General features: G+C 59.3%; 16 protein-coding genes and 1 pseudogene. 6 read left to right on the forward strand and 11 right to left on the reverse strand.

From position 1 onward, the window contains the following. Positions 1–558: 558 nt before the first annotated feature. The 11 genes from ACH79_RS43385 to ACH79_RS37615 all read right to left on the reverse strand — a co-directional run bounded on the left by ACH79_RS43385 (position 559) and on the right by ACH79_RS37615 (position 10,382). Entirely contained in the window at positions 559–816 is a 258-nt protein-coding gene (locus ACH79_RS43385; protein WP_202639379.1) for a hypothetical protein, read from the reverse strand. A 135-nt stretch (positions 817–951) separates the two neighbouring features. Beyond that, positions 952–1,644, reverse strand: coding sequence for a thermonuclease family protein (locus ACH79_RS37570; RefSeq protein WP_371419322.1), 693 nt, complete (start codon positions 1,642–1,644; stop codon positions 952–954). Between the two features lie 211 nt (positions 1,645–1,855). After that, positions 1,856–2,392, reverse strand: a complete 537-nt coding sequence (locus ACH79_RS37575) for a hypothetical protein (RefSeq protein ID WP_161855402.1) — start codon at positions 2,390–2,392, stop codon at positions 1,856–1,858. Between the two features lie 40 nt (positions 2,393–2,432). Further along, positions 2,433–3,200, reverse strand: a complete 768-nt coding sequence (locus ACH79_RS37580) for an acyl-homoserine-lactone synthase (protein WP_246738289.1) — start codon at positions 3,198–3,200, stop codon at positions 2,433–2,435. Further along, positions 3,149–4,363, reverse strand: coding sequence for a nitrate/nitrite transporter (locus tag ACH79_RS37585; protein ID WP_161856772.1), 1,215 nt, complete (start codon positions 4,361–4,363; stop codon positions 3,149–3,151). Before ACH79_RS37585 ends, ACH79_RS37580 begins: the two co-directional genes overlap by 52 nt. Positions 4,364–4,460: 97 nt before the next feature. Then, positions 4,461–5,009, reverse strand: a complete 549-nt coding sequence (locus ACH79_RS43390; protein WP_202639380.1) for a hypothetical protein — start codon at positions 5,007–5,009, stop codon at positions 4,461–4,463. Positions 5,010–6,178: 1,169 nt separating this feature from the next. Further along, complete coding sequence (locus tag ACH79_RS37595; RefSeq protein WP_161855404.1) at positions 6,179–6,484, reverse strand: hypothetical protein; 306 nt, start codon at positions 6,482–6,484, stop codon at positions 6,179–6,181. A 688-nt stretch (positions 6,485–7,172) separates the two neighbouring features. After that, on the reverse strand, positions 7,173–7,898 hold the full coding sequence (locus ACH79_RS37600) for an autoinducer binding domain-containing protein (RefSeq protein ID WP_161855405.1): 726 nt from the start codon (positions 7,896–7,898) through the stop codon (positions 7,173–7,175). Positions 7,899–7,980: 82 nt separating this feature from the next. After that, positions 7,981–9,063, reverse strand: a complete 1,083-nt coding sequence (locus tag ACH79_RS37605) for an ISAs1 family transposase (protein WP_161855406.1) — start codon at positions 9,061–9,063, stop codon at positions 7,981–7,983. A 143-nt stretch (positions 9,064–9,206) separates the two neighbouring features. Then, positions 9,207–9,611: a hypothetical protein gene (locus ACH79_RS45285; RefSeq protein ID WP_371419488.1), complete on the reverse strand. Its 405-nt coding sequence runs from the start codon at positions 9,609–9,611 to the stop codon at positions 9,207–9,209. A gap of 345 nt (positions 9,612–9,956) precedes the next feature. After that, the gene (locus tag ACH79_RS37615) at positions 9,957–10,382 is read right to left on the reverse strand and encodes a hypothetical protein (protein WP_202639113.1); all 426 of its coding nucleotides are present in this window, start codon (positions 10,380–10,382) and stop codon (positions 9,957–9,959) included. Between the two features lie 297 nt (positions 10,383–10,679). On the opposite strand from ACH79_RS37615, the gene ACH79_RS37620 reads away from it, so the two are divergent. The 6 genes and pseudogenes from ACH79_RS37620 to ACH79_RS44490 all read left to right on the forward strand — a co-directional run bounded on the left by ACH79_RS37620 (position 10,680) and on the right by ACH79_RS44490 (position 16,323). Beyond that, positions 10,680–11,768 carry a tetratricopeptide repeat protein gene (locus ACH79_RS37620; RefSeq protein WP_161855408.1) on the forward strand — a complete coding sequence of 363 codons (1,089 nt, stop codon included), beginning with the start codon at positions 10,680–10,682 and terminating at the stop codon, positions 11,766–11,768. Further along, positions 11,765–14,158: a TonB-dependent siderophore receptor gene (locus tag ACH79_RS37625; RefSeq protein WP_246738290.1), complete on the forward strand. Its 2,394-nt coding sequence runs from the start codon at positions 11,765–11,767 to the stop codon at positions 14,156–14,158. Before ACH79_RS37620 ends, ACH79_RS37625 begins: the two co-directional genes overlap by 4 nt. A gap of 6 nt (positions 14,159–14,164) precedes the next feature. Next, positions 14,165–14,848: a Fe2+-dependent dioxygenase gene (locus ACH79_RS37630; RefSeq protein WP_161855410.1), complete on the forward strand. Its 684-nt coding sequence runs from the start codon at positions 14,165–14,167 to the stop codon at positions 14,846–14,848. A gap of 73 nt (positions 14,849–14,921) precedes the next feature. Continuing rightward, complete coding sequence (locus tag ACH79_RS37635; RefSeq protein ID WP_161855411.1) at positions 14,922–15,380, forward strand: hypothetical protein; 459 nt, start codon at positions 14,922–14,924, stop codon at positions 15,378–15,380. 214 nt (positions 15,381–15,594) lie between these two features. Further along, positions 15,595–15,762 (forward strand): annotated as a pseudogene (locus ACH79_RS45290) (AraC family ligand binding domain-containing protein); the annotation flags it as partial. A 99-nt stretch (positions 15,763–15,861) separates the two neighbouring features. Then, positions 15,862–16,323, forward strand: a complete 462-nt coding sequence (locus ACH79_RS44490) for a helix-turn-helix domain-containing protein (RefSeq protein ID WP_246738291.1) — start codon at positions 15,862–15,864, stop codon at positions 16,321–16,323. Positions 16,324–16,338 lie beyond the last annotated feature (15 nt).

The following is a 16,338-nucleotide window of genomic DNA, read 5'->3' on the forward strand; positions in this document are numbered from 1 at the left end:
GCCGATCTCGCGCGATAGAAGCGGTCGGCAAGGTTGGCACCGAGCCGAAAGACAGCCGGCAGCACTGGCCGCATGCGACGTGAAGCGCACTCGTGCTTACTTCGCAGGACCTTAATACGCATAGCCAGCGCGCCAGAGGTCGCGTGGCCATTGACCAATGCAGACCTCGATCTGCGTTTCACCGGGCGTGCGCCGCAGGCGCATCGCCCCCAATCGACATAGCGTGTCAGACGGAGCGCAGCGCAGTGAACCTGCGGACGCCGAGACCGGTTAACAGCGGCACCCGGCGACGGGGCAGTGATAGCGACCTGTCAAGCGCCAGCGCTTGACAGGGGCCCCTTCGACGAGTGCCCCCGGCGAGGCGTTCCTGTCTCTTGCGCGAGGGATTGTTACCCGAAGGGCCGAGACGAACCGGCTCGGTGTGCGCAGCAAATAAAGCCCGGTCCGCATCGCGGACGCCGCCAAATCGTCAAAACCGAAAACCCGTCTGTTGTGATCATCCGGACCAACCACATCGAAAAAGCCCGCGACGCCGCCTCACCTGCGGCTCGACCAGCGTCATCCTTTGACCGCGCAATCCGGTCGGGCCGGGCCGAGAAGAAAATGTTTGCGCCGATCTACACTCGCGGCAGCTGAACTTCCCTCCCGGACCTTTGCCTCAGCGTCATAGATTCTTATGCAAAGAAGAGGAAAGCGCTTCTTCAATTCTTCAGCACCTGCCCTGGCGCCATCGCTGGTCGCAAACCTGGTCTTCATGAGGCCATCCACCTCGATGGCGTAACCCGAAGCCGGCAATTCGTGGACAGCAGCAACCATTTTGATTCTTCCATAGAGCAAGGCAGATCGACGCAAATTGCTTAGCGCGAGTCGCCCGGATCGCGCCAGCGCCGCTTCGACCGGCAAGAGCGGCGAGCAGTAACGCGGCGAGCTCGAGGATTCGCTTCGGACCATTCAGCGATGGGCGTTCGCGTCATCCGAACAGTTCGTGGGGCTGCCCTGCGCGCGGAGACACGCGCGGTACAGCCAGGGTGCGACGTAGCTGCCTGCCCATACCCCTCGCCCCGCCCGGTCAGCCTCGCGCTGAACAACCGCGTACCTGCCTTTCGAAAATTGCGGCCAATCGAGCGCAAGGCCACTCCGCACCAGCCATTCGCCGAGATCTATTCCGTTCACGGAACAAGTCGCAACCGTGCGACCATACTGATCCTGGGAGAGCGGCGCGCAGGCCACCGGTCGGCCCGCGATGAAAGCATCGAGTTCGTTGGCGGCCTTCGCACCACAGCGGTACGGTCGACTATCATCAGCACGGCAAAGCTGGGTGCTCTCAGGCGTGTCGATTCCCCAAAGGCGAATCCGCTGTCCGCGAATTTCCAGCGTATCGCCACCGATGACGCTGGCCTGACCCGACAATTCTCCAGATAGCGCGACCCTGGACATGACAAGAAGCAGCAGAAAGGCGAGACCGACGGCCGCGCTTGCTCGAAGGCCGGGTACGTCGTTCGCCGCGATGCGACGGCAGGGCCTGCAGCCCGACAACCCCCAAGATTTGCTTTGAAAAAGTTCACTTACCCTATTGTAATTACAATATAAAAACAATCTTTCAAACAATGCTGCAGCCATAACCGCGCCATCAGGATTTGCCATTTGTTCTTCATATGTTCTATAGTGATCGCAAGCCTTCGTCCAGCCATTTGGCGTCTGTCGAGCTGCCGTGAGTTATTTTTTTGCGGTAAGAAGATCGATGACGATGACATTGCGCAAAACCACTGCCGGCTTTCTGTAAACCGAAGGTCGAGACCTTAGGATGCCGGCTTCGCTCAGCAGGCCCGCTGCGCGCCTGCGCGCGGCCGTTCTGTCACGACAGGAGCTTGATGACCCTTTGCATGGAATCGGGATCGTCCAGACACACCGCCCACTCCAACAAAGCCTGCCGAACGGTCGTCGTGAGCACGCCGTGAAGCGCCAGGCGATCAAGAACCAGCGAGCGGTCCGCCTCGCTGCGCGCCACCGAGAGATCGGCAAGCAAGCGCACATCGTAACCAAGCCTCACGGCCTCCAACGCGGCAATAAAAACTTCTTCTTCCAGGAAGGCTCCACCGAGAAAAATCACGCCCACATTCGAAGTCGCGATAGACGTCTTGAATCGCTCGTTTCGCCACAACGACAGACCATCACTTTCTAGCGACGAAATCGAACGAGCCAACTCGGCAGGCAATAGCGCGGCATCGAATTCTCCAATTGCATTCACGTCGACGCCAAGGATTTCAGAGACCGCCGGCAGCAAGGCCAGACTTTCACGCCACCGGGCGATGAACTCGCCCAAAGCGGCGTGAGATCCAACACGTGCGGGATTGATCAGAACGAGCCGGCTGTGCCGTGGGTCCGCCAGCATCTGGTCGACCTATCGTTTGTGAGGTCTGAAAACATGGCCATTACGCTGCGGTCTGAATGGCTTCCGGCCGGCTGAGAACCGGGCCTTCGATGCCGGCTTGACGGTACATGCTCAAGAGCGTCTCGCGAGATCCGTGCAGGACACCGGCAAGCGCCATGGTCTGACCTATCTTTTGGGGAGGCGCGAGACGCTCCAGCGCCCATCCCGCGCGCCGGAGAATGCGTTCCATTCTGGTATCGGTGACAGTCACGATACTGTCTGCGTCCATCAGGCCGAGGCTCTCGATCATCGCAGCAAACAGCATGAAGGTCGCACGATTAAGTCCGTTCCCCGCGAGCTGATCGGCGAGCCTGGTGTCAACGCAAAACCGCGAACTTTCCAGGATCCGGTTATTTCGAGGCGGGCTAGCCCCCGTCAGCAGCTGAGGGAACGTGTCGGCGAGCATCGTAGGCCCGGTTGTAGGAAGCAGCCTGACACAACCAACGACTTCTCGTCCGGCGGACACCAGCAGGAGATAGGTTGGATTCAAGGCATCGAAGACGTCGAGTTCAAGATCACCGGTGACGGACACGGTCCAGCCCAGACGATCCCTGAAAACGCGGCGGCGAAGGCGAAACATCGCGGCCAGCAGATCGAGGTTCAGCCCGAACTGATGTTGCGACAGCGCGATAACGTTCATGTAAATCTCCCGTTTAACAAAGGTGACACACAACCAGAGATCGCTTTTTGCGAAACCTGTTGTATTTTGCAGGTGGGTTAGACATTCGAAGAGGCGCGCAAGGTCCGCTTCGGGATGCGGAGAAACCAAGGAAGGGCGAACCAGAACCCCGCCACGATCTGGAGGGCCACGTTGAGAGCGAACGCGGCCTGATAGGCTACTTGCGGATACTGCCCGGCGTCGGACGACCAGTGCTGAAGCACAAGCCCGGTTCCGATTTGCACCGCGAACGCCGCGCCGATATGAAAAAAGTTCAGAAGCGCGTTGGCTCGCCCGGCGAGCTCTTTCGGAAACTGCTCGCTGAGGATCGCGTAACCGAGAACGGTTGCTGCGCCGACCGCGGCGATGACCGCCCACGGGAAGTACGACGGCAATGGCCATCGCAGGATGAGCGCGAGCTGCGCTGCGACGGCGACCGTCGCGGCGAACCCGAGGAGGGCTTGCGGAGCGATGCCACGCCTGCGAAGTCGATCGGCAGCTATCCCCCACAGCATCGCACCCAGGCTGACCGCGATGGCCATGACGAAGAGATGCCACACCATAGCGGCCCGGTTGAGACCTTCGACATCGGTGAGCCACTGCGCCGCCCATAAGCCCTGCAATGCCCAGGCAGTTCCGATCGTCGTCGCCGACAGCGGCACGAAGCGCCAGAAGCGGGGATCAGTATAGACCTGGTACAGCACTGCAGGGGCCGGGCCGGTTGCGGCCTTCGCGGTGTCGGGAACGACAAGGTAGATCACGGCCGCGCAGCCGACTGTCATGGCAGCGAACAAAGCGAACAGCCCGCGCCATCCGATCAAGGCAAGCAACAGATCGGCTGGCAAGGTCGCCGTAACGGCCCCCAAAGCGCCGAGCATGAGCATGAAGCCATTGAGAAGCGGCAGCCGATCGCTTGGAAACCACACAACGAGGGCTTTCAATCCAGCGTTCAGGGCACCCGCGACACCGAGCCCCATCAACGCCCGTGCTGCCAGCAGCAGAAAAAAATCGTCCGAAACAGCGAACAGTGCCGCACCTGAGGCGGCCGCTACCAGCAATGCGCTCTGGACCCGGCGCGGACCGTATCGGTCCAGAAGCACTCCGACTGGTATCTGCGCCGCAGCAAAGGTCAGAAAGAAAGCCGACGTCAGCAGACCAAGATCGCCGGCCGCAAATCCCAACTCCAATGTCAGCGGAGCAGCGACAAGGCCGTTGATGGTGCGAAACAGATAGGAAAGGTAGTAACCAGCCACGAACGGCAAAAGCACCCGCATGATCAGGACACGATTTTCCAGCAAAATTCGGCTTCCGTTACGGAACGCCGCCAGCCACGCCAGCGCGGCTCGCCCCGGTGAAGGCCGCAGCTCATCATCACGAATATCGCTGCCGGTAGCTGCGTCTGTGCACGGCCCGTCCAGGGTCGGCCGGAAAGTTGTCGGTGCTGCCGTCCTCCCGGACGGCAGCGGCGTTCTGAATCTCGTGGACCCAAGTCGATGCAGCGGAGCCAGTCCCGCAGGCGACGGACACATCGCCAGCAGGATCCCCCTCTACGTTTGCAGAAACAGCCGGCGCCGTGGCGTCAAGCCGGTCCATTGTCTCCTGCATCAGCGGCGTTCCCAGCTGGACACGCCGTTCCACCTGGGCCGCGAATTCGTCGAAACGCGCGGAGCCGAGCCGGCACGCGGCTGGCTGTGTCGCTGCCGGCAACTCCGGGGCAACCGCAAGGTGGAACCGGGCGTGAAGAGAGACGATCTCGCTTACGATGCCGAGATTCCGATCAAGCTGATCAACCTGGCCGCTCAAGTCGGCGAGCCGACCAGCCAGCATGGCAGCGTCAGTTGTGTCATCGGAAGCAAGAAACCGATCGATAGCGGCTTCGACCAGTGCCGATTTTGTGATTTCGCGGCGCTTTGCGGCCATCGTCAACCGCGCGGCTGTTCGCTTTGAGAGATAGACGCCGACCCTGGGTTTCATTGCGGAGCTCGCTTGAAGTCTGATGGAGGAGTGGCTGGCCTGTCCGCGAGCACAAGGCATTTGTGGTTCTCCACCACGCCGTGCGCGCAGAGCCGGGACTGCCGGGCTATCTCGAGCCAAAGCCATGTGTTAGTGCGACACCGAATCGCTCCGCCTTCTGCTGACCCTTCCGCAGCGGAACGAGCAGACGTCACGCTTATCCTGCGATGGGATGCGCGGCCCGAGGTGCATCTGCTGCCGATTGGAGTGCGGCAGACCAGCATCGATCAGAATGGATTTGACGTGATCGATAAAGCGATCCCAACGGACGTGTCGGAGCAAATCCCGATGGCAATAGCTGGAGGACGTGATTTGAACCCTCGGCTTCGGCATCACGACATCATCGACTTGAAGCATCGCTTCTCTCGCTCCTTTCGAAACATGGCGGTTTGACACCGCGCGCCGAACACTCGTGATCGAGACCAGTCAAATAATCTGCAATCACGATTGCCTTGACACCGATAACTATGTCGGAATGCTTGTCAGTCGGGAGGTGTCGATTGTGATAGCTTCACCTTTCGACACCCTCACCCCTCATCATATGGCGGCCAACGTGGCTGCCCGCTTCGGATGGTTTCGGACCTTCGAACAACACGGCTTGCAGACAGGCAGCCCCGATTGCCCGAAGCTGAATCCGGTCAGAGAAATCAACGATCAGTTTGCGAGAACGTGAACTGCGACCTGGCTGCCCGACAGGACGATGCAACGTCTGTACATCGTCATTTTTCAGGTCGGTGCCGTGTTCCTGCATCGTCGTCCTCGACGACCTATGCTGCAGATCAACGCCCGTCCGGACGGATTATCCAGGTTACGGAACCAATCGAGCCTTCAATTGCTCGAGCGAGAAACAGCCGTACCAGACGAGCACCCGTTTGGATGTGTGTCGTCCACTGAGAGGCAACGGCTGCACCGAAGTCTCAAATGATTCGACGCAATACCCATCGACGCAGTCAATCACTCCAAGGTATTCACCAGCAACAACTCGACGAGCGCGATCACCGCAAGGATCACTCGCCGAACGCGTTAGCGCAGCCAACCGCCTCGACATTCACGAGCCAGGGCGCCCTCACATTCCGTCACATCGACGATGACGGATTGTTGCCAGCCTGAAATGAGCACCATGGCGGATAGTCACCGCAAAACTCGAAAAAGTCGTCAAAATATACCAGCCCCAACTTTGTCAGACGAGACATGATCGTATTCAATGCCTCGCTTCCAAAGTGCGGTCCGAACGAGAGGAGATGGTCGTTAACGTCGAGTCCCTCCTCCACCTCCATGGCGGTGAACAAATCACGCAAATCGATTTGCCGCTCAACCAGAGCGTTTCGGCGTACGATCAAGCCGAATTCACTGGTTACGATGACGCTTGAATTATTTGTCATTAGGAAGCGTGACCCCGTCTGGAACAGTAATGATCACATTGTGAATGGGTGTATTTTGGATCGGTTGTATTATCGCGCGCCATTCGGCTCTACCCGTTTGGATCAGCGCAGCTTGGGGGACTGCAAAGTCGACGCGAACCGGACCCGTTCCGCCGGGCTGCCTTGCTCCCGGCAAGGTCACGTACAGGCGGTCGCCTCCGAGCCCCGACGGGATGGCAGTCCCAAAGTTTCTCAACCAGGCGCGCGCCTCTTCCAATGAGGCCCATCTCGAGACTTTGGCGTAGCCGTAGGGAGCGGATCCGGCGGACGCCCCTCGCCCGCGCGGGTACACAGCGTAAAACCCGCCACGTTGCATACTGCGATTGCTGGATTGCAGCTTCACGGGGTCGGAAAGGGCTTCATCAAACCCGCTTCCAGGGTGGTTGGCAAGATGATGGACCTTCAAATCCCTGACCCCTGATTCGGATCGAAATTCATCAGGGGCAACAATTCGATCTGCGGAGCTTTCACCGTGGTGGTGCAGCTTCACGCCCGAAGCGATGCGAGGCATTCTGGCCCTTCCGGTTTCATATCCCAGCCGTTCGAATATGGAGTAAGGCTACCCATCTGCGGCGTGTCGATAGCCGATTGAATAAAATTCGACACCCCTGGCCCGTTATTCCGAGTGAGCCTCCAGGAGATGCACGAGTTATAACAACTGACCACGACGAAACGCCTCCGCCACACAATGCGCGATCGAGCCAGCGTCAAGCTTTCGCCTTGCGTTCTCGAGATGAAACGCGACCGTCCGCGGCGCGATCTGGACGAGTACCGCGATATCGGAAATTGTCTTGCCACAAGCAACCCACGACAAGCATTGTCGTTCACGCTGCGTCAAAGCCGCTCCGTCGAGCGGTTTGCCGAGCTGCCGGTCGATCCGCGCCGACACATGAGCATGAAAATACAATCCGATCAGGCGAAGAACGTCGGTGGTTTCGGCAAGCAGGCGGTCGGTGCCGGCGAATGATTCGGCAGTCGCGAACGTGAACGCGGCAATCCGTCCAAAACCCATCCTGATCGGGACCGTGATGCCGGATTTGATCCCGAAGGTCGTGGCTTCGTCAAAAAACCTTTGCCGTTCTTTTGCTTCGCCTATGATGGGCGCACCACCCCAGGTAAACAAATCGTATTCCTTTGCGGCGCGCTGGACGACCGGGTCGATCTTTTGATAGCGAAGGTCGAAATACCTTTTGGTCCAGGATTTTGGGTAAGAGGACAACAGAGTTGGCGTGTCATCAGCGATACGTAGATAAGCGAATCGTTCAAACCCAAGTCTTCTGATGACGCGTGAGGCCACCCGCTCGAATCCCTCTTCGTCCGTGGCCGTCTCGAGCGCGTCGACGAATTCCTGAAATGCCTCTTCAGTGAGCTTCATCTGGGCTTTCCGGGCGAACCCGACACTCAATGTCCGGTGCGGGCCGAACGAACGAAAACTGACCTACCGTTGCCGGGTAGGGCTATCGCATATGGCCGAGAGCGGAGAGAAGGAAATCGTTGTTCCACCTGGCTTGGAGCATTTTGTGGCTGATGCGGTAGGGACCCGGTGTTGCCTGCAGAGCATTGAGAGCGAGCTTGCGGATAGCGGCGAGATTCTCGGCAGCATGATCCTTGCGGCTGCGGCAGGCATCTTCTTCGAACAGCACATCGAGAACCCAGTGCAGGTTGTTCTCGATGGCCCAGTGGGCGCGCACGACCTCGAGCAGCTTTTTGGGCGACAGCAGGCGCGAGGCCAAAAAGTATCGGACCGTGTGCTTGGCGGCCTTGCCGGCGTTGGCGCGCCAACTGTCGATGCGACCGACGGCAGCGATAGCGGGAAAGCCGTATTGCTTTGCCAATTGTGGTGCCGGGACGACGATAGCCTGCCGCCGTTCGAGTCGGCCGTGAGCGGCTGTCCGTCGCTGGCTTGCCCGCGCTGGCTTTCGGGCGGTGTCGAGCAACGTCTTGGCCGCCTTGAAGAGCCGGCCACGATTGCTCTTGATGGCCAACACGTAGTGCCCCTTGCGGTCGCGGATGGCCTGCGCCGTGTCGGGCCGGCAATGCAAGGCGTCGGCGGTGACAAGAGCGCCGTCCAGATCGAGCAGGGCGAGGACTTCGAGAACGCCGGCAACCTCGTTGCGATTGGGAGCCTTCCGCTGAGCCAATGCCATCCGCGTGCCATCCGCCCAGACATTGACCATATGCAGCGGCGTGGCCTGCCGGCCCCGCGTGAAGGCTCCGCGCAGCGCCTTGCCGTCGATGCTGACCACTCCCTTGACGCCGAAGCTCTTGCTGAACTTGCGCAAAACCTCTTCGAGCCCCCTCGGGTCCAGCGCACGCAAGACGTTGCTGAACGTATCGTGGCTGGGGATGCCGTATCTGAGCTCCAGGAACCGCCGCAACAGCTCCTCCCGGCCTCTGCCGAAAAACTCGAACTCGGTGCAGGTTTTGGCTCCAGCCAGTGTTGCCGCCAAGGCGATGACGAGGATCTCCACCAGATCGTGTCGCACGTTGCTGGCGCGCGGATCCTTGAGCGGTCGAAACAGCCGCTTGAGTTTGCGCATTCCGGTCTCCTTCGGGAATCGAGAGACACCCAAAGAATCCAGTTCCGACAGTCTGGCAACACCCCGCCAGCGCCATATGCGATTCCCCTACGTTGCCGGGCGAGCATCGATTCCTTCTTTTCCCGCCCTTGCAGCTGTGATCGTTACGCCCTCATTCCGGCCGAGCCGGATATATTCGAATGGGATTCTGCGGAATTTTCCAGCTTCGACCGCCAGAGTTTCCTCATATCTAGGCTGAAGGTGGTGCTTCCATCGCTGAGCTCATGACCCGGCGCATTCAAGTCGGCGGCATAACCGAACTCCACGATCATTCCAACCAACGAGATGTCCCGCTGCAAGCGGGGTATTGAGGAAAGCAACTCCTGTCCGGATGCGCCGTGAGACCGAACAATCCGCGCTGTGGGCCTTCGCGCTCGAATGGAATCACATGTGGGGCCGCTCGGGATCTGATTGGTCCCAAGACGTGCCGCAACGTTATCGCGCAGCATGGTCGGGCCGGTGGTCGGTAACAGTCGTACGGAGCCAACGAGGTCTTCTTCGGGCGACATGACGAGCAAGTAGGTCGGCTTGAGCTGTCGTAGATGTCGAATTCGATGTCGCCGCTAACCGGCGCGTCGTAGTCGCGATTATCGAGGACGCGACGCCGCAACTCGAACATCTTGGTCAGCAGATCAAGATGGTGCCCAGCCAGCGTGTGATCGATAGCGACAGCATACATGGATAATGATTCTCAACTATCCGCCCAGAAGAACAGAAAACTGAGCGAGGCTTTCTGATGGCTCATGAGAGCGGGTCGCGGCGCTGAGCAACGTCGCTTTCGAGAGCAATCGCTGTCGCAGCGAGAGTTCAGAGGGCCTCCTCGTTCGAGGACAACAGGTCGTCTGGACAGATCTTCAGCCTGCCTCACCCGGTCGCCTGCTTGGAGAGGCGGACTTCAGCAGCCCATTCGCCATCTCAAGCGCCTCCGCCTCTGAAGCGGCGACCAGCATCGGGTATCCCCAAAACTTCTCTGACACGATCTGGAAGGCTCTCATGCCGAGCCGCTTCGCCCGTGAGGGCTCAACATAGATCAGGGCCTTCACAAATTCGCGCAATCGCGGTTTGTGCTTCTTTGACCAGAGCGCAAGCTTTCTCTGCTCATCCGGATCGTGCTCGTGTTCGTCGATGTCGGCGTTTGCCCCCTGTCCTATGATAACGAACGGCGTGCCACGATCGAGGAGGGCTTCGAAAGCAGCGAAGGCCTCGTCGGTCGTTCCTGCCAGGCCCTGATCGTAAGACAGCCTTACAATCGGAAAAGTCGCGGCATTCAACAGCATCATCACCCCTATCGGTCAGTTTGCGCAGCGTGGTTCAATTCGCGTGCGCATGATCAGTGACGATAGTTTGGATGATGCCTCAACTCATTCATCTAAGGCGCCAAAGCGTTACCCAAAACAGACAATCACTGCGACCGGCAACCAGATGCTGCGTTGCCAGCGCCTTAGTGGCATTTTGGACGAATTCTTGGCCGCTGGCTGAATTGAACAATGGACTGGCCGAATTGCACGATGCGGCGTCCCACTACCCTGCTGTAGCCATTCCGCTGGATCACGACCTACCTGAAATGGCGAAACACGATGCCGAGCTACCTGTTGCCCACTCGTATTTCCAAGCGACTCTCGGATAGGCTGGCAAATCCCTATGCCTCAATAACCCTCCCCCGACCGGTCCTGCAGATTCGCGCCCAGCGTTTGACCAAGGCGCAGCTGCGGGACTTGCTCATCAGCAATCCCCACGATGCGACGCAATGGATCAAGGCCGCAGCCGAGGCCGATATCATTCCCGCACAGATCGTGTGGGGTCAGTTGCTGCTCGATGGGACGCGGGTAGCGCGTGATCCGGCGGCTGCCTTCGTCTGGTTCGAACGCGCCGCCCGATCCGGGGACCTGGACGGACAAAACATGGTCGGCCGGTGCTACGAACAAGGCTGGGGTGTCGAACCGAATCCGAAGCTCGCGACGATTTTTTTCGAGGCGGCCGCGCGAGCCGGCCACGTCTGGGGCCAAGTCAATCTCGCGCAGATGCTGATGCGCGGCGGAAATCCGGAGGATCGGCCGCGGAGTTTCGAGCTCTTTCGGGCAGCAGCTGAAGGGGGCACCTCCAAGGCGAATCTGAAGGCAATGAATTCTCTCGCTCGATTCCTTGAAGAAGGATGGGCAGTGCCGGCCGATCCGAGAGGCGCCTTCTACTGGTACAGCCGTGCAGCTGGGCTTGGCGACCACTGGGCCCAGTACAATCTTGCCACGATCCTGCACGCTGGCGGTGACCTGGCCGGTGCTGATGTTTGGCTGGAACGTGCGGTCTCCGGCGGCGATGACGGCTTTCGCCGGCGCATTGCACCGCTATTGCTGGCGCGCGGCGAACTTGCGCTACGCCGGCACGGCCTCGAGGCACTCAGGCGAATAGCAGCCTCCGGCAGTCCCGCCGACGTGCACGCGTATGCCTCCGCAGTCCGCGAGACAGCGGCCGCATCTTCGGACATCGACAGGGCCAAGAGGCGATCGAAGCAGCCGGAAGGTCATGGACGTGCGGATTCGCGACGGCGTCTTCCGGCGTCGATCAGCGCATGCCTTGTTGGTTATCTCGCCGGCCGTATCGAAGCGATTTCACGCCGCATCACGAAACCATCCAACGCAACATCATCAAGCTCAGTGGGGGCTCTGTGACCATCATCCAAACCTTGCGACCAGCACTTTCCGGACTTGGGGCAGCAGCGAGCCTGGCAAACGGCTTTCTATTCGTTACCGCCGCCAACGCGGAAGGCCAGAACAATCAGCCAACGCCGGCGCCCGCGGACAAGGCTACAGCGCTTCCACCAGTCGAGGTGGACGCTCCTGTTACCAAGCGGCGACGAGCGTCGAACGCCGGCTCGAAGTCGGCCTCGAGGCCTGTCCCGGCCAGCCATCCGAGCAAACCGGCCGAACCGCGTCCGCAGACTGCGTCCTCGGCTCTTTCGCCTGGGAATTCGCTGCAGCGAACCACAGGTCTCAGCCGTCTTTCCGATTCTCTACAAAGCACGCCGCAAACCGTCACTGTCATACCGCGCCTTGTAATCGAGCAGCAGCAAGCAGCCACCATCAATCAGGTGCTGCAATATGTGCCGGGGATCACCGTCGCCACCGGAGAAGGCAATGGTGGCATCAACGGAGATCAGTTCCGCATCCGGGGTTTTGACGCTTCTGGCGATGTGTATGTCGACGGCTTACGCGATTTTGGTTCCTATGTGCGCGATAGTTTTGCAACCGAAAATGTATTGGTGCTGAAGGGACCCTCGTCACAGAGCTTCGGCAATGGCACGACGGGCGGCGTCATTGAGATTGAGAGCAAGAAAGCCCATCTCGGCAACCAATCATCATTCGAGGCCTCGGCTGGGACAGGACCCTACGGACGCGGCATTCTCGATATCAATCGGCAGATCAACGACACCACGGCCTTGAGGATCATCGCCATGGGGAACGGGCAGGATATTGTCGATCGCGACCATGTCTATTCCAACCGGGGCGGTTTCCTCGGCTCGCTAGGACTTGGCCTCGGCACCGACCAATCCCTGATCTTCAACTATCTGCACCAGGACAGCGTTCAACGCCCCGATTTCGGCGTTCCGATCGTCAGCGTGCCGGGCGTCGTCGGGAAGCCCGTGACGGAGTACGGAGTTCCCCGCTCAAACTATTTCGGCCGGGAAAGTGATCGCGACCGCGCGACGGCCGACGTTGCAACCGCTCTCTACAAGGGCGAATTCGGCGATTGGCTCACGTTAACGAACGACACGCGTGTCGGTTACTACACACGTGATCTGAAGTTTACGCCCGCGCTCTGCGCCTCTCCCGGCTTTCCTTTTCCAAGCAGCTGCGCAACGGACGTTCTCGCCGGCAATCTGGCGACGCCCTACACAATCTGGTCCGTCGGCGGGACGAAGCAGGTAAGTCACGGCGGGGAAAACGTAACGACTGCCACGATGCGTTTTGACACCGGGCCGTTTCGGCACAAGCTCGTCGCCGGCTTTGATGTCTATTCCCAACACGCGACGACGGGTTTTTACCTTCCTTCAGGCCCCGAGCCGGCAGGGACTCTTCTCGATCCCGTGTTTGCGAACTCACCCGGGTTTGCACTGACGGTGTCGCCGGGCAATCAATTGTCGGCCACGAGCTGGGATATCGGCCCCTTTATAAGCGACCGCATGTGGTTGACGCCCATGCTCTCGATCCTTGCGGGTGTTCGATGGGATCACTATCGGGTCGACGGCCAGGTAGGCGCGTCTCCGCTTGCGACGACGACCGAGTTCGCCAGCCCAAAAGCATCCCTGATCTTCGAGCCCACCACGCATCAAAGTTACTACTTCAGCTATGCACGTTCATTCACGCCGCCGGGCAACAACATCACTTCGCTGAGTTCATCGCTCGGCCTATCCCAGGCGCCAAGCGCTGCAAACCTTCAGCCGGAAGCGGATACGACCTTCGAGTTCGGTGCGAAGTGGGGCCTGTTCGAGGACCGCCTCGGCTTGACGGCAGCATTGTTCCGCGTCGAGAAGAACAACGCTTCCTATACCGACCAGGCATCGGGAATACAGACGACCACCGACGACAAGGTGCAAGTCCAGGGGGTTGAGCTCGGCTTGACTGGCAAGCTCACGGCGAACTGGGATGTGCAGGCGTCCTATTCATACATGGACAGCAAGATCATCGCGTCGTCGATTAGTCCTTTCACGCCTGTGTCGGCCGCGGGCAATCGGGTCCCGTACGTGTCGCAACATGGCCTGGCGATCTGGACCACATATGACATCGCTCCCCTGCTGCCGAACCTGCCGGGTCATATGCTTGTTGGAGGCGGGCTCAACTATCGTTCGGATTATTACCTCAACAACCTCAACTCGATGCTGATCCCAGCGGCGACCACGATCGACGCAATGCTCTCCTTCGATCCCAACGAGCGACACCATCTCGCGCTCAAGCTCACGAATCTTACGAACAAGCTGACCTACAGCTCTGCTTTCGGTAACGGCTACGCGACTCCCGTTGCAGGCCGCAGCGTCACCCTCACCGCAGCAATCAGATTCTGAAAACACATGCTCATCGAAATCCCAGACCTGCTATCCGCCGACGAAGTCAAGTCCGTACGCAGTATCATCGAAGCCGCTGACTGGATCGACGGACGGGCAACTGCGGGTGAGCTGGCATCGCTCGCCAAACGCAATGTTCAACTTCATGAAGAGTCGCCTCAGGCTCGCCAAGCCGGCGACATCATCCTGCGAGCTCTCGGCCGGAATGCACTATTCAACAGTGCCGCTCTGCCCTTGCGCGTCCTGCCGCCCCTTTTCAACCGATACGACACCGGGATGTTCTTCGATGCCCATGTCGATGGTGCGGTGCGAGCCGCGCCTGGACTCGGCACTCGCATGCGCGCCGACCTGTCTTCAACCCTCTTCCTCACAGCACCCGATGACTACGACGGTGGCGAGCTGATCATCGAAGACAGTTACGGCGTTCACGCCGTAAAGTTGGCGGCCGGCAGCATGGTCCTGTATCCAGCGGGGAGCCTGCATCGCGTGAGCGAGATTACGCGAGGTGCGCGTTTGTCATCCTTCTTCTGGACCCAATCGATGATCAACGACGAGGGGCTTCGGACAGTGCTCTATGATCTCGACCGGGGTATTATTGAACTGCGCAGATCCGTGGCGGGCGATGCGCGAGGTATCCTTATGCTTACAGGCGTCTATCACAATCTTCTGAGACGGTGGGCGGATCTGTGAGAGCGGCTCTGACGCTCTCACACGAACTTGGTTCTACAGTCCAAAACTGTCCACTTCCAACTGGGTTATCGCAATGACTGATATGACAGCTGAACTCGGCGTTCAACTTGCCCGTCAAAAGGCGGCGTTGCTGTGGACGCTCTGTGGACTCGGAAACACGATCTACGCAGCCATCCAAATCCTCACATTCGTGAACCACCAAATCGACAGCTCCGGTACGGCACCGACGGTATTCGATGCGATGGCCCTTTGGTACTTCGGTGTCGTATGCTCGCTATGGATCGTGCCCCCTCTATTTCCCCTCATCACTTCGGGGCGAGCTGCGAATCTGGCCTCGCCCCTCCTGGGTGGCTTTCTGGTCGTCACCAGCGTCGCAGGCGGTCTCTTTGACGGGGTGCGCGACGGCCTTCATATCGCAGCGACAGCTGTCCTTGCCCTAGCTCTGCCCGGGATTTTCGCAATTCGCGCATCTTGGCGATTACTGCGATTTACAGCTGCGCCTGCCCATCTTGTAAAGGAGTCGGCATCCTAGATGGCCCTGAAGCGAGCCGCCACTGCTGGTTTAGATTAGTTCAAAAATGACGCAGTTCTGGCTGGCCGCTCTCTCGTCGATTTGCGATGGTCGACTTTGAATGACTTGGCGGCCAGCCGCCGACACAAGACGTCTGAAAGGCGGCGAGATGCTCTCCCCCTCCCTTGGGACCGACATCGATAGCGTACCCCGCACAATTGCGCTGCGAAGCGGAATGCTATCGAATGAGTGGACCTATGGTCGGCATCGGCATCGCAAGGCTCAGTTGCTGTACTCGCTACGGGGTATTCTCTGCTGCGAGACGGCCAATACCGTTTGGCTTGTACCGCCCGGATGCGCGTTATGGATCCCAGCTCAACTGGCGCATTCGGCTCGCGGCGATGGCCTCGTAGAATGCCACTGCCTCTATATCGAACCGAACTCCGCCAGGAGCCTCCCGAAGACGTGTTGCACCATCTCGATATCACCCCTGGTCCGGGAGTTGATCCTGAAGCTGGCTCAACTTCCGGAATGCTACCCGCTAGGAGGTCGCGAGGACCGGCTGGTGATGACCTTGATGGACGAGCTGTCCGATGCACCGATTAGCAGCCTGAACCTGCCGATGCCAGGAGAGGCGCGCCTTCGGCGTCTCGCGGAGATGCTGATAGCCGATCCAAGTGCGAAGACCTCGTTCGCGAACTGGGCAAGTTCGCTTGGCATGAGCGAGCGCACCTTAAGCCGCCTGCTTCTCCAAGAAATCGGGATGAGTTTCGGACGCTGGCGACACCAGCTTCATGTAATCCTCGCAGTGCAAAGAATCGCGAGTGGTGAAAGTGTAAAAACCGTCGCCCTAGAGCTCGGATACGAAAACGCCAGCAGTTTCGTCAATATGTTCAGGAAGACCTTGGGCAAACCTCCGGTTCGCTACCTGACCGAACATCGTACAATTCTTGTCAGCGGCTGAACTGTGTAAGTCCAA

The organism is Bradyrhizobium sp. CCBAU 051011 (assembly GCF_009930815.1).
GTDB lineage: Bacteria > Pseudomonadota > Alphaproteobacteria > Rhizobiales > Xanthobacteraceae > Bradyrhizobium.

Excerpts from the sequence above, each read along its gene's own strand:
- ACH79_RS43385 (WP_202639379.1), bottom strand. The coding sequence starts at position 816 with ATGGTTGCTGCTGTCCACGAATTGCCGGCTTCGGGTTACGCCATCGAG.
- ACH79_RS37570 (WP_371419322.1), bottom strand. The coding sequence starts at position 1,644 with ATGGCAAATCCTGATGGCGCGGTTATGGCTGCAGCATTGTTTGAAAGA.
- ACH79_RS37575 (WP_161855402.1), bottom strand. The coding sequence starts at position 2,392 with ATGCTGGCGGACCCACGGCACAGCCGGCTCGTTCTGATCAATCCCGCA.
- ACH79_RS37585 (WP_161856772.1), bottom strand. The coding sequence starts at position 4,363 with ATGCGGGTGCTTTTGCCGTTCGTGGCTGGTTACTACCTTTCCTATCTG.
- ACH79_RS43390 (WP_202639380.1), bottom strand. The coding sequence starts at position 5,009 with ATGGCCGCAAAGCGCCGCGAAATCACAAAATCGGCACTGGTCGAAGCC.
- ACH79_RS37595 (WP_161855404.1), bottom strand. The coding sequence starts at position 6,484 with ATGACAAATAATTCAAGCGTCATCGTAACCAGTGAATTCGGCTTGATC.
- ACH79_RS37600 (WP_161855405.1), bottom strand. The coding sequence starts at position 7,898 with ATGAAGCTCACTGAAGAGGCATTTCAGGAATTCGTCGACGCGCTCGAG.
- ACH79_RS37605 (WP_161855406.1), bottom strand. The coding sequence starts at position 9,063 with ATGCGCAAACTCAAGCGGCTGTTTCGACCGCTCAAGGATCCGCGCGCC.
- ACH79_RS45285 (WP_371419488.1), bottom strand. The coding sequence starts at position 9,611 with ATGTCGCCCGAAGAAGACCTCGTTGGCTCCGTACGACTGTTACCGACC.
- ACH79_RS37615 (WP_202639113.1), bottom strand. The coding sequence starts at position 10,382 with ATGATGCTGTTGAATGCCGCGACTTTTCCGATTGTAAGGCTGTCTTAC.
- ACH79_RS37620 (WP_161855408.1), top strand. The coding sequence starts at position 10,680 with ATGCCGAGCTACCTGTTGCCCACTCGTATTTCCAAGCGACTCTCGGAT.
- ACH79_RS37630 (WP_161855410.1), top strand. The coding sequence starts at position 14,165 with ATGCTCATCGAAATCCCAGACCTGCTATCCGCCGACGAAGTCAAGTCC.
- ACH79_RS37635 (WP_161855411.1), top strand. The coding sequence starts at position 14,922 with ATGACTGATATGACAGCTGAACTCGGCGTTCAACTTGCCCGTCAAAAG.